Here is a 13,635-nt window from a genome sequence, read left to right on the forward strand (position 1 = left end):
AATCCCAAGCGCAGAAACGTGGCGGCAACGCTGCGTTCATTTCCATCGACGAAGCTCTAGCCGAGGAACGTTACCGTCTGTTACCGGCCACAGTCGCAGACCCAGCCCAACTCCTCGACCACGTGTGGGCCAACACCGTAATTGATCGAGTCCTGCAACAATTGAAAGCGCATTGCGCCGCCGCTGGCATCGCCACTTTGTTCGAGGTCTTGCACAACTACATCACAGGCGATGCCGTCCGTGGCGATTATGCAGCGGCCGCGACGCGGCTGCAAATGACCGAAGCCGCCGCTCGCAAGGCCACGCACGATTTGCGCGCTGAATTCCGGCGGTTGCTCTTTCGGGAAATCGGCCGCACCGTGGGCAGTCCGGCCGGAATCGAAGACGAAATCCGTCAGTTGTTTGCGCTCTTTGCCAGATAACGCGCCGCGTAGCCGCCGACGTGAGGAGGCGGACTCGTCTCGCAACTGGCGTGTCCGCGGGGCGCGGAATTCATTCCGCTTCACGGTCCGCAGTGCGCCAGAATGCGGAATAAATTCCGCGCTCCGAATCTTGGCAAAAGGAATGGCGCAGAAGTAAAGTCACATCCGCCTCGTCACCTCGGCGGCTACGGTTGAGAATATTCGTCATACTTCGGCACATTTGCTTTTAATTCAGTGATGAGAACCGCATGACCATGACCGCACGTCGCCTATGCCCTTCCTGTGGCGCGGAACTGCCCGCCGACGCCCCAACCGACGTGTGCGTTCCCTGCCTGCTGCGTCTCGGCCTGCCCGACCAACCGTCGCTTCCGAGCACCGAACCTAACCCGACTTGGCGGATTCGACCATGGGCTGAACTTTTTTTGCAGCGGAAGTGTTTGATTTTGTGAGGTAGTATCTGGCGTCGGGGGTAAAAGCGGCTGTAGTGAAGACCTACCCTATTCCCACGGGCTTGCCGATGTGCATAATCAACAGTCGTTATGTTTTTGCGCTACACCTCGCGAAAGAAAAACGGCAAGGAGCATCGTTACTACAGTCTGGTGGAAAATCGCCGCGTTGCCGGCGGCCGGGTCGTGCAACGCCACGCGCTTTATCTGGGCGAGATCAACGACAGTCAGCAGGAGGCCTGGCGCAAGACGATCGAGATTTTCGAGGAGGGCCAGGCGCGCCCGCGCACGGTGGCGTTGTTTCCGGAGGATCGCTGCGGCCAGGTCGCCGATCCGGACATCGTGCGGATTCGTTTGAGCCAGCTTTCGCTGCATCGGCCCCGGCAGTGGGGCGCCTGCTGGCTGGCGGCTCAACTTTGGGAACAAGTGGGGCTGGATCGGTTTTGGGCCGCGCATCTGCCGCCCAGCCGCAAGGGCACGCGCTGGGATTACGTGCTGCAGATTCTGGTGAGCTATCGGCTGCTGGATCTGGGCAGCGAATGGCGCTTGTATCGGCATTGGTTTGAGCACAGCGCCCTGGCCGATCTGCTGGGAGCGGATCTGACGGTGGCGGACATTCACAAGCTCTACGAGTGTCACGAGCGCCTGCTGGATCACAAAAAGGAGTTGTTCACGCATCTCACGGTGCAATGGAAGGATTTGTTCAACGCGAAATTCGAGGTGCTGCTCTATGATTTGACCTCGACCTATTTTGAAAGTGATCCGCCCTTTCCCGCAGGCGACAAGCGTCGCCACGGCTACAGCCGGGACCAGCGCTCCGATTGCGTGCAGGTGGTCCTCGCGCTGATCGTCACGCCCGAAGGGTTTCCGCTGGCTTACGAAGTGTTGGCCAGCCACACCAGCGACAAAACCACGCTGGCCGATTTCCTGAAAAAGATTGAGGCGCAATACGGCCAAGCCGAGCGCCTCCGGGTGATGGACCGGGGCCTTCCGACCGAGGACACTTTGAAAGCAATGCGCGCGGCCCAACCGCCGGTGCAATATCTGGTGGGCACGCCCCGCGGCCGCCTCACGCAATATGAAAAACGCCTGACCGAAATTCCCTGGCAAGTGGCGCGCGCAGGCGTGTCGGTCAAGCTCTTGGCCGAGGGAGAGGAACTCTACGTGCTGGCCGAGAGCCAGGACCGGGTCAACAAAGAACGGGCCATGCGCCGCCGCCAGCTCAAAGGATTATGGAAGCGGCTCCAGCAACTGCAAAAGATGGAACTCCAGCGCGATGCGTTGCTCAAGAAACTGGGGGCCGCGTTGCACGAATATCCGGCCGGCGCGCGGCGGGTCCAAACCACCGTGGCGGCCGAGACGGCCGCACTTTCCTTCACACTGAACAAAGACAAACTGCGTCAGACACGCCAACGAGAAGGCCGCTATTTGTTGCGCAGCAATATCACCCGCGGTCGCTGCGCCGAAGCACTCTGGCAATTTTACAGTCAACTCACCGAAGTGGAGGCGGCCTTCAAAAATCTCAAGGGCGACCTGGCCTTGCGTCCGATTTACCATCCACTGGCGCACCGGATCGAAGCGCACATTTTCATTTCCTTCCTGGCTTACTGCCTGCACGTGACCTTGCGCCGCCGCTTGCGCGATCTGGCCCCCGGCCTGACGCCACGCGCGGTGCTGGAAAAATTTGCCGCGCTGCAAATGTTGGACGTGCATCTGCCGACGACCGATGAGCGCACGGTAATCCTGAGCCGATACACGCAACCAGAGAAGGACGTGCAACTGCTCCTGCAACGGTTGAAACTGGAGTTGCCGGCGCAACCCCCGCCCAAAATCACGAGCCCAAAACTTCCGGCCCCAGCGGCGTTGTAGTGAAGACCTAGCCAATGCGCACGTTGATTTTCAAGACCTTGCGCATTCTACTTCCTCGAATCCGCCAAGTCGGGTTAGAGTTCCTTCATGCGGCCCGGATTTCGTTTGATGCGTTTGTTCTCTTATCTTCTGGTTTTCGTGCTTGGTGCGCTTAGCAGCCCAGCGGAAGAAAAGACGAACAAGCCCGCGCCGCCGTACGAAACCCGCTCGGCCCACGACCCCAACGGCATCGGCAAGTTTTACCTCGGGCGCGAAATCGCCCACGTCATGGGGCATCAAGCCGCGGATTGGTTGGAACGCCCGGAGCGCGAAGAGGAAGAGAAACCCAGCATCATGTTGGAGTCTTTGAAACTAAAACCTGGCGAGGCCGTGGCCGACATCGGCGCCGGCACGGGCTATCTCAGTTGGCGTCTCGCGCAGAAGGTCGGCGAGAAGGGCGTTGTTTACGCGGTCGAGATTCAACAGGAAATGCTCGACCTGCTGGGCAGGAAAATGGCCGAACGCAAAATCACCAACGTAAGACCAGTGCTCGGCACCATCACCGACCCCAAACTTCCCGAGCGCGCTGTTGATCTCGTCATCATGGTCGATGTTTATCACGAATTCGATCACCCTTACGAAATGATGCAGGCCATGTGTCGCTCCCTGAAACCGGGCGGGCGGGTCGTCTTTGTCGAGTATCGCGCCGAAGATCCAACCGTTCCCATCAAGCGCGTCCACAAGATGTCCGAGGCACAAGTGCGCAAGGAGGCAGCCGTGCATGCGCTGGAGTGGGTGGAAACCATCGAGACCCTGCCGCGCCAGCACATCATTATATTCAGAAAAAAGTAGAAGCGAAATTTGTCCAGGCCACTTCACACGGGGCTGCATCGGAACGATTCATGGCATTCTCCGGTGTTCCCTTCAACTTGGCCTAACCTGAAACCAAACCGGCGTCCTGACTTGAAGGCATTGCTATGGAGTGGGGAGAACTCGTCAGCTCAAGTTGGAGTTCTGACAACCACACGTTGTCCGCGTGGATTTTTTTGCGTCTGCTTGGCTTGAGTTATCTCGCCGCTTTTCTTTCGCTCGGACGACAGATCGTTGGGCTGGTCGGCCAGCGGGGAATTCTGCCCGCGACGGAGTTCTTGAAGCTGCGCCGTTATCTCGGTCGGGATCGCTTTCGTAGAGTGCCCACCTTGTGCTGGCTTGATGCGAGTGACCGCATGTTGAAATTCCTCTGCTACGGCGGCGCGTTCCTCGCGCTGCTGCTCGTGGCCAGAATCGCGTCGGTGCCGGTCTTGGTGTTGTTGTGGATGTTTTACCTTTCGGTGCTGACGGTGTGTCGCATTTTTCTTGGTTATCAATGGGACATTCTGCTGTTGGAAACCGGCTTCCTGGCAATTTTTCTGGCTCCCCTCAGTCTGTTGCCGGAATGGCCGCCCCAATCGTCGCCGTCACCAATCATCTTGTGGCTGCTTTGGTGGCTGTTGTTTCGACTGATGTTTGCGTCGGGCTACGTGAAATGGTTCGGCGGCGATCCGACGTGGCGAAAATTACGCGCGCTGAGTTTTCACTACGAGACCCAGCCGCTGCCGACGTGGATCGGTTGGTATGCGCACCAATTGCCCGGCTGGTTTCATCGCGTCTCCGTCATCCTTATGTTCGCTATCGAATTGTTTTGCCCCTTCCTGATCTTCACGCCGCTTCGTCCGCTGGCTGGGATCGCCTTCCTGATTTTGATGGTGCTGATTGCAGCAACCGGCAACTACTGCTTCTTCAATCTCATCACGGCGGCGCTCGCCTTGTTGTTGTTCGACGACGCGTTCTTCGCGCCGTTGTTTCCCGGCTGGCAGCCACCCTCAACCCTCAACTCTCAACTCTCAACTCTCGGCGCTTGGCCAATGTGGTGTGTGCTGCCGCCGGCGCTGTTGATTTCACTCTTGTCCATCGAACGGATAAGTCAGATGTTCGCCTTTGAAATCAAATGGCCAAAGCCGCTGAACAAATGTTTTCAGGCGCTGGTCCCATTTCGTCTCGTCAACAGTTACGGCCTGTTCGCGCACATGACCACCAGCCGTCCGGAAATCATCATCGAAGGCAGCGACGACGGTGTGGTGTGGGAAGAGTACGAGTTCAAATGGAAACCCGGCGATGTCCGGCGCGCTCCGCGCTTTGTCGCGCCCCATCAACCGCGCCTCGATTGGCAGATGTGGTTCGCCGCGCTGGGTTACTATCGCGATTACCCGTGGTTTGGAAATTTCCTGGAGCGTCTGCTGGAGGGATCACCGGATGTAGTGGGGTTGTTGAAAACAAATCCGTTCCCGGAAAAAGCGCCTCGCTTCATTCGCGCCGTGCTTTACGATTATCATTTCACCGATTTCGCCTCGCGCCGTGCGACGGACAATTGGTGGCGACGTGAACGCCTGGGATTATATTCTCCCATGCGCTCCAAAGGCATCGGAGAATGAGTTAGTGTTCGAGCAACTGGCATTCTCCTCACTTGCGATTTCTCTCCTATTAAACCCGAACTTCTAAATAGAAAAGGGAGCGCGCCCGCCTCGGGCGCTGTTTTTCGCGCCCTCGCGGAAAACATCTGGCGCACGGAATTTTCCAACCCCTCGATAAGCGATCACGTACCGGATGCCGGACGCGAGGGCGCGTCCAGCGACGCCCGGGGCGGGCGTGATCCCCCAACTGCGGAGTTCTATTTAAGAATGCGGCCTGAGCGAGGGCAAAATTCCTTTTCTCCCGTTGACATGGCTGACGGGAAATGACAACAAACTCGCGACATGAAATGCCGAAGCCTCCGTCTGCTGCTTCTTGCCGCCATCCTTGCCTTCCAAGCCCCTCGCGCATCCGCCTCACTGGAAACCATCAAGCTGCCGATGAAGGACGGCGTGAAACTCGCCACCGACGTTCATCTTCCAACCGGGGACGGACCTTTTCCGGTGATCTTTCTACGCACGACTTACAACCGGACCATGGGAGCGATGCTCGCACCGGACGCATTAAAACGGGGATTCGCCTTGGTGGTGCAGGACACGCGCGGGCGATTCGCATCCGAAGGAGAGAACCTGGCTTTTGATGCGGATGCCTGGGGCGAGCACCAGGATGGTCTGGACACCATCAACTGGATTATCAAACAACCCTGGTGCAACGGCAAGATCGGCACCTTTGGCGGATCGGCGCTCAGCATCACCACTTTGCTTCTGGCGGGAACTGGAACACCTCATCTTACCTGCCAGCATTTCACCGTTGGTGCGCCCAATCTCTACAGTGTCGTCTATACCGGCGGCGTTTTTCGCAAGGCGCTCGCCGAAGACTGGCTCAAGCAAAGCAAGTTCAGTGAGGACGCCTTGAAACTCTGGACCCGCCATCCGCTTTACGACGATTATTGGAAACATCGCGACCTCACCCGGCGCTATTCCAAAATCAATGCCCCGGCGGTTCATATCGGAGGCTGGTACGATATTTTTTCGCAAGGCACCATCGACGCTTTCATGGGTTATCAATATCGAGGCGGATCGGGAGCGCGCGGCAAACAGAAACTGGTCATGGGTCCGTGGACGCATGGCGTGATGCAGGAAAAGGCCGGCGAACTGAAATTCCCCAAAGGCAACAAACCTCCCACCAAAGTCACCGACTCATGGGCTTGGTTTGAATATTGGCTCAAAGGAAAAACCAATGGCATCACGGACGGACCGGCGGTGACGTATTACGTGATGGGAGATATTTCGGATCCGCAGGCACCCGGAAACGTCTGGCGAACCGCAGGCGAATGGCCGCCGCCGAAGGCGAATGAAGTCCCATATTATTTCCAGGACGGTCGCGGCCTTTCAAAAACCAAACCCAAGTCAGCCGCGCCGATCACCTACAGCTATGATCCGAAGAATCCCGTCCCCACATTGGGCGGTCCCCAGTTGACGATTCCCGCCGGGCCGATGGACCAACGGAGCATCGAAGCGCGCCCGGACCTCATTGTCTTCACTTCCGAAACCTTGGCCGAACCGCTGGAAGTCACCGGCAAAGTGCGGGTCAAGCTCTGGGCCTCCAGCGACGCCCGCGATACGGATTTTTTTGCCAAGCTCTGCGATGTCTATCCGGATGGCCGCTCGTACAACATCTGCGAAGGCGTGATCCGGGCGCGCTTGCGCGAAGGACCGACGAAGGAAAAACTCTTGAAACCGGGCGCCATTTACCCGTTTGAGATCGATCTCTGGTCCACCAGCATCATCTTCAACCAGGGGCACAAGCTCCGGCTGCACATCACCTCCAGCAGCGACCGCGGTTACGATCCGAATCCGAACACCGGCGAACCCTTCCGTTCCAGCGACAAAACGGTGGTGGCGAATAACACGATCTATCTCGATGCGAAACATCCTTCGCACCTTCTGCTGCCCGTCATGCCGGAGCAGTAAGTAGCGCCGTTTTCTTAATCTTAATCTTTCTCTTTCTCTTAATTATTCACTCCTATTGGGACGGACAGCCGGGAGATTAAGATTAAGACGAAGATTAAGAACGACCTGTGGACCTCTTTGACACAAACTTTCTGTTCGCCTCCTTGTTTTGGGGATCGGTCGGCATCGGCTACTGGGTTTACGGCAAGAAACAGCGGGAGATAATGCCCATGAACGGCGGCGTGGCAATGATTGCGGCGTCCTACTTGGTCGGCAGTTGGCTGTTGATGTCACTCATCTGCATCGAGGTGACGGTCGCGGTCTATCTGCTGATGAAACGAGGTTATTGAACGCAGCGCAACGCCTGTTGAATCCGCCCCACAACAAATGATGTTCCGCGTTCCGGACTCCGCACTCCGCGTTTCTGCAATTCATGCTCCCAAATCCGAACTACGCGCCAACCTGCCTTGCGCAAGGTGCGATTCACGATCTGGTCGCGCTGTTTGTTTGCCGAAAGCTTGCGCCGCCAGAACGCACGGTTGTTTTTTGGTTTCGTTGCGTGCTTGGGACAGCCGTGCCAGAAGCAGCCGTCCACGAAGATCGCCGTGCGCGCTTTGCGAAAGACGAAGTCAGGACGCACTGCGAGTTGAGAGTTGAATGTTGATTGTTGAGAGTTCCATCTCCGCGCTTTCCGTCTCTCAACCCTCAACCAACGACTCTCAACCGTTGCACGCACCAAGGTATGTCGCCGCCAGCCGGAAATTCCATTCGCGCGCAACACCCGCGCCAACGCCAGCTCGGTGTCCTTGTTTCCTCGACCGCGAATCCGCGACATCACTTCTGACCGCTTCTGCTTTGTGAAGACGTCGGGCATGTTTATTCAGACCGCGAAATGATCGCTCAAAAGCCAAGGTGTGCTCCGTTGCACCTCCTCACGCTCCAAGCTGATTCGGGCCTTGCAAGCCTGATAACAGTAAAGCTCGTTATCCGTGAGTTCGCCGGATTCAAAGCGCCGCCACGCCTCTGCCGCGAATGGTTTGGAGTGTTTTGGCCAGCCACTCCCGCGCGATGCGAAGCCATCGGGATGAAGTCCCGGATAGAGGAAGGAAAGAGAACACCAGCCGCGAACAAATTCTTTCTTGGTCAATGCGTGAAGTCCCTTTTTGAAAGCTAAGCCCAAATGCTTTTCTGCTTCCCGGCAGGACGGCGGAATGTAGATGAAATTTTTCATGGAATCCAGGCTACCCCCAAAGTCCGGGTTTGCCAGGAAAAAAATTAGAATAAAATCTCCGCCACAATTTTCGCGATTTGCTTCGCCAGCAACGGCGGCACGGCGTTGCCGACCTGCTTGTATTGCTCCGTGCGCGGGCCTTCAAAGAAATAGTTGTCGGGGAATGTTTGCAGCCGCGCTGCCTCTCGCACAGTCAAACTCCGGCACTGTGTCGGGTCGTAATGAATGTAGTAGTGCCCGTCCTTCGCAATGTGGGAGACGACGGTTGTTGCCGGGCGGTTTGCGGTCTGCACGCGGAATCGGTCGTTGAACTTCGTTTCCTTGAGCGCGTCTGCCACGTTCTGATGTTTTGGAAGGAGAGCTTTCGGAAAATCTTCCAGCAGCGGAGAACGTCCAAGCTCGCGAGCAAACACGGCAGAGAAAAAGTAACGGTGCAAATCCGCCCGGATGTGACCGCGCGTTTCGTGGTTGCACACGCCGCGCAATTTCAGATCGCTGAACCATTCTGCGTGACGCTGCGGTTGTGGGTTTCCGGCCACGAACTCACTGCCGCGATTCAGGCTGCTTCCGACCCGACGCACAGCAGAGCGAATGGGTTCGGACACTGTTTGGCTGATAGTTCCGTTGTTCAGCCAACTCGCGTCCGCGATTTCTTTTACCACGTCACGCCAAGCCTCGGCAGAGTCCGGCTCTTTTGACAGGCCGCTTCGCAATCGCGGCAGATCGCCGATGACATCTTCGACCGTTGCGATTTCGGAGTTCTCCAGCGCACCGGGTTTTGCTTTCAGGTCAGACCGGATGCCGAGAACGATGATGCGATGCCGGGCTTGCGGGATTCCGTAATCCTCCGTCCGAATCAGAAAATCCTCCGGTTGAAATTCGCCGTACAAATCGCCGCGTCCAGCCGCCAGCGGGAAAAGCCGGTATTCAAGATCATCGCGCGGCGCAACGCGCTTGGTTTGTGGCATGGCGATGACCGGATGCCGCAAGTCTCGCAGAATGTTTTCAAAAATATGTTCCTGCCTCACCCTGGCTGACAACAAGCCCTTCACGTTCTCCATCACGAACACCGGTGGCTGATGCACGGCGAGGATGCGAAGATATTGCCGATACAATTCATGGCGTGGGTCGCTCTCGTATTCCTCAATGCCCTCGCCACCGATAATGCGCGAGCGCCCAACAAGCGAGTATGCCTGGCAAGGCGGGCCACCGATCAAAATCCACTTCTTCGGGTTGCCCATCGCGGCGTGGATGCGTTTGTGAACCTTGCTGTCGGGAGTGTCTTTCCCGCCCAACTCCGCAAGCCACGCTTCTTCGGCGGCAAGCCGGGATTCGGTCGGATGACGCGCAAAAAGTTGTTCGCGTGTGATGCGTTTGGCGAGATAGTCGTAGTAATCATCCGGCAATTTCCCCGGCGGAAACTCCCGCAGAAAGGCGCGCAGCTCCAAAGTCCGGTGCGCGTGTTCTTCCTTCTCAATGGAGAGTTTGATTTTGAAAACACGCTCGCACGCGTGTGTGAGCGAGGAGAAGCCTTCACCCAAACCGCCTGGTCCTGCGAACAAATCTATGACCGGAATTGGCATCGCCGGGCGATGCTACGCAAGACGCACGCGAATGTCAGTGATAAGTGCCGAGCGAATGTGGCGGCGCTGTAGATCAGGCATTGAGCATCCGACTGATTGAAAGCGCTCGACGGCATAACGCATCGGATTCCGATTCCGTGTTGAGCGAATCCAAACAAACAACCCGGGCAATCCGATTGACTGTTTTGCAGATGCCCGCCTGAGCAGGATCGTTGAGCGATTGAGCTTCTTGGAGCGCGGCAAGGCGTTGTGCAACGACCATGTGACCAGAGAAAGCGCAATCACCAAACCAAAGCATGAGCGTCTGGCGACCTCGAACTTTTTTCGTCACATCGTATCTCTGTGGATCGTCTTCTGACCGTGTGTGGTCGCACGTTATTTCAGCCCACCACCAAAGTCTTGAAAGGGCATTCCTTCTAATGTTGCCTGCAAATCTTATCCAAAGCGTATTTGGGAGCGGCGTGTCCCACCGCCAGCGGACATATTGCGGACAACCGATGCAAGCGATGTATGCCCAGAAATCCGCATCTGAAGCTTCACGGACGGTTAAACCGTTCAGTGCCTTGTGCAGCGCCACCGCCAGCCTGCCGTCAGTCTCCGCACGCTCGTCCCGAGTTGGCGAATCTCCGAGACTCGTCAAAATTCTCTCGAAAGCGTCTTTGAAGGCTTGGACCGCCAAAGCCGTGTTGACGTGTGCCGAAAGATCGAACTGTTGCAGCTTCAATCCTTCTCGGGGCGGTGGTTGAACTTCTCGCCACGATGTGGCCGCTGCTGCTGCTGCGAGCCATTCGCTCGATTTGAGTGTTTTCCGATTTGTTATGCGATGTGTCATGCGGAGCCTCTTGCTTCGGGTTGAAATCGAAGAATGCCATTTATGCGAGAAAGATTTTGTGCGACAAGAAGGCAATGCTGAATTCGCACGGACAACTCAATCATGCCATGCACATCAAGGTTGTCCACATTCGGCAATTCCCATTCATTCTCGGAAAAGTTTGACCGCCACATTTTGGCGATCCGCGTTGCCGGCCATTTCTCTTGGTCTGCGCTCTCCTCGCGCAAAGCCCAAATCAAAACCTTCTCCCAAATTTGTTGCCACAAGAACACGCGCATGGACGCTCCGGCAAGCGCAGCCGGTGAGTTGTCGCCGGTTCTCAAAAGAACGGTCTCTATCTGGCCGCGATATTTTGCATTGAGCCAGACTTTTGGCGTCTGGCTTCCGCCGGACAACTCGACGTGAACGAATGCCTCTTTCGGGAGATTGTTCGCTGAAAAGTCCAGCCAATCCACGGGAAGGGTGTCTCCCGTCCAGTCCTCGTCCACGGTTAAGACGATTGGTTGCGACGAAACACCCACAACAACTCCTCGCGAAACAGAAACAGAATTGTTTGCCGTTGCGTTACCGCTCGCCAAGAACAGCACGTCGAGTTGTGCGACTCCTCGCAGGCGATTGATAGGAATTTCAACAGCAACTTGACCGTTGCCGTCGGCTTCAAAAAACTTCCGGAACTTGCTTTCTTTGCAGAGAACTCGGACTCCTGGTGTGACAGATGTTCGACGCGCGGCATCGAAAACATGAGCAATCACTTCTTCGCAGGCAGTTTCAATTTTCAATCCCACTTGAATTGAGCCGTCGTTACGTTCTCGCAACGATCCACAATCAACCACAAGCCCGGCTGCAGATTCACAAGCTTCAAAAGAAATCTGCCCGAACTTAACCGAGTCGAGACTGTATCGAACGTCATCGAAAACGGGATACGGCCAAGCGGTTGCTTTAAGCATGTGCGTCCTCCCCTAATTGTTCCGACTCTGGTGCGACGGCTTCGGTCGAAAGAGAAGCCTTCAACAAGCCTTCGCTTACTGAGAAAACTTCCGGCTGAAGTGCTTCCGTCGCGCCCGAAATCCGAATTTGAGTATCCGCTGCGAGCGTCGGAATTGTTACTCGCAGCTTTCCATTCGGGAGCGTTTCCTTTGGCAAGTTGCCCGGCACGGTGACAATTCTCTCCAAGCGAAACCTGTCTTCCCTTGAGGCGTTTCCGGTTTCCAAGGCTGGCTCAACCGAGATGTCCACTTTGGACGGCGGCTTCCCTGCTTCCACTCTCGCTCTGACTTCAAAACTGTAGCGGTTCTCATCACGGTTGAACGTTTGGAGACGAAGATGCGGCTGTCCGGGCGGCGGTGGTGGTGGCGGGCCGGTGCGTCCAACGCCGGGAAATTTCAAACCTGCCTCCAGCGGGCTTAAATCACTCGCTGTCTCTGGTTGCTCAACGCGGCTGTTACGCTCAAAATAATCCCGGAGTTTCTTGAGCAAGTCTCGCACCACGGGGCGTGCTTCCGGCCAATGCCTCAGACTCGCCGACTTCTCATCCCAACGAGTGTGCGTCACATATTCGGAGAAACCAAGCAGCACGTCACCGCGAACGCCTTGCTCTGATGCGTCAGATGCCCGCCCGCCGAGCGCTATTCCGACGAATGGGCGAACAAGCGTATTGCCCGTCATCTTCGCATAGCCAACAACCATGCCCTGGCCTCGGATGCACGCGACCTTCCGAACGAAATCTTCTCTGACCTCTTCTTCCCGTGGCACGAAAGCCATTCCGACCTTTGCGAAAGTTGTGGCCTGTGGCGTGGTTCGAGGAGGTGGTCCTTGGGGAACAACAACCGGAATCCGTTCGTTCGGCACATCATGCGTTCCGCGCTCGCCGCTTCGCATCCGCTCGTAAAGCGAAATGAACGGCTGGTAGTGTGCGAGTTGATTTGCCGCGTCGAGACGTTCTCCTGATTCGCTTTCACAAATAACTTCCAAGCGTTCATCAACAATCGCCGGCCAAAAATATCTCGCTGCGTATCGCGCGAACTTCGCGTGCGTTGCCAAATCGTCATCCTCGCTCTCCGGAGCGCACCAGAACGGAATCAGGATTGTTGTCCCACATTCGCTGTTGGTTTCGCGCCGACTGATGCCTGTTTTTGTGGCCAGCACTTGGGCCTGTTCATTGCACAGCGGCCTGCACCAATCTTCTCTTGTGTCACCGCCGTAGCCCAACCCTCTGTATGGAGAACCGCTAAGAAAATGCGGGCCGAGTCTGGCTTGAGCAGCCGCCCTGTGAACAGTGTTGTTGTTGGGAATTGAAAGACGCGAAAAGAAAACCACCGTCTGAACCTGCGAAGCCGACCAGAGAACGGCCTTACCCAATCCATACGTTCCACCCGACCCAAGCCCTTGCTTCTCGCGGCGCGCGTCATCTCGCGCCAAAGCGATGTAGGCCTTTGGCGGTTCTCCCGGCCAACGGCGTTCATCATTCAGGGTGCGGACTGCTTCAGGTCCAACTAAGCCAATCGTGCCTGTTTCGGATATTTCCAAAACATCAAGCGTTGATGACTCCAGTCGAGTCGGGTCACCAAATTCAGTCGGCTCTTCCCTCATCGTGCGAATCCGGTTCGCTTCCGCGACGCGTTCCTTGAGCTTTGACCAACCCAACGCAGCCAGAAAATTCCCTTTCGGCCCAGGGTTGCTAATCCGGTGGAGTTTGAACGAGACGTGAACAATCTGTCCTTGCTGTGCCGCATCCAAGGAATTCTGCAATACTTCTCGGACAAAAATCTCAAATGGCGAGATCGTGTGATCGCCCTCGATGATGATTCTCGATTTGGATGCGGCGTCGTTATCGCCGGCCAATGGTCGTGCTTGGAATTCCCAATCCATATTTT

11 protein-coding genes are annotated in these 13,635 nt (G+C 56.4%); 6 read left to right on the forward strand and 5 right to left on the reverse strand.

The features are described 5' to 3' along the window. The 6 genes from HY298_14055 to HY298_14080 all read left to right on the forward strand — a co-directional run. Positions 1-422 (forward strand): sigma-70 family RNA polymerase sigma factor (locus HY298_14055; GenBank protein MBI3851381.1); only part of this gene is annotated, 422 nt, incomplete at its 5' end. A 539-nt stretch (positions 423-961) separates the two neighbouring features. Beyond that, positions 962-2,737: an IS1634 family transposase gene (locus HY298_14060; protein ID MBI3851382.1), complete on the forward strand. Its 1,776-nt coding sequence runs from the start codon at positions 962-964 to the stop codon at positions 2,735-2,737. 108 nt (positions 2,738-2,845) lie between these two features. After that, a complete protein-coding gene (locus tag HY298_14065) occupies positions 2,846-3,568 on the forward strand; it encodes a class I SAM-dependent methyltransferase (GenBank protein ID MBI3851383.1) in 723 nt (240 codons plus the stop codon). Between the two features lie 125 nt (positions 3,569-3,693). Then, the gene (locus tag HY298_14070; GenBank protein ID MBI3851384.1) at positions 3,694-5,187 is read left to right on the forward strand and encodes a lipase maturation factor family protein; all 1,494 of its coding nucleotides are present in this window, start codon (positions 3,694-3,696) and stop codon (positions 5,185-5,187) included. Positions 5,188-5,508: 321 nt separating this feature from the next. Beyond that, positions 5,509-7,137, forward strand: a complete 1,629-nt coding sequence (locus HY298_14075) for a CocE/NonD family hydrolase (GenBank protein ID MBI3851385.1) — start codon at positions 5,509-5,511, stop codon at positions 7,135-7,137. A 107-nt stretch (positions 7,138-7,244) separates the two neighbouring features. Next, complete coding sequence (locus HY298_14080) at positions 7,245-7,466, forward strand: hypothetical protein (GenBank protein MBI3851386.1); 222 nt, start codon at positions 7,245-7,247, stop codon at positions 7,464-7,466. Here the strand turns inward: HY298_14080 and HY298_14085 are convergent. The 5 genes from HY298_14085 to HY298_14105 form a co-directional block, all read right to left on the reverse strand. Further along, a complete protein-coding gene (locus tag HY298_14085; protein MBI3851387.1) occupies positions 7,460-7,990 on the reverse strand; it encodes a very short patch repair endonuclease in 531 nt (176 codons plus the stop codon). The two genes, HY298_14080 and HY298_14085, sit on opposite strands and share 7 nt — an antisense overlap. Positions 7,991-8,391: 401 nt before the next feature. Continuing rightward, complete coding sequence (locus tag HY298_14090; protein ID MBI3851388.1) at positions 8,392-9,930, reverse strand: DNA cytosine methyltransferase; 1,539 nt, start codon at positions 9,928-9,930, stop codon at positions 8,392-8,394. 73 nt (positions 9,931-10,003) lie between these two features. Then, a complete protein-coding gene (locus HY298_14095; protein ID MBI3851389.1) occupies positions 10,004-10,507 on the reverse strand; it encodes a hypothetical protein in 504 nt (167 codons plus the stop codon). A 251-nt stretch (positions 10,508-10,758) separates the two neighbouring features. Further along, positions 10,759-11,709, reverse strand: coding sequence for a hypothetical protein (locus tag HY298_14100; GenBank protein MBI3851390.1), 951 nt, complete (start codon positions 11,707-11,709; stop codon positions 10,759-10,761). Then, positions 11,702-13,630 carry a hypothetical protein gene (locus HY298_14105; GenBank protein ID MBI3851391.1) on the reverse strand — a complete coding sequence of 643 codons (1,929 nt, stop codon included), beginning with the start codon at positions 13,628-13,630 and terminating at the stop codon, positions 11,702-11,704. Before HY298_14105 ends, HY298_14100 begins: the two co-directional genes overlap by 8 nt. Positions 13,631-13,635 lie beyond the last annotated feature (5 nt).

The sequence above is a fragment of the Verrucomicrobiota bacterium genome, from assembly GCA_016200005.1.
In the GTDB taxonomy this organism is placed as follows: Bacteria; Verrucomicrobiota; Verrucomicrobiia; order Limisphaerales; family PALSA-1396; genus PALSA-1396.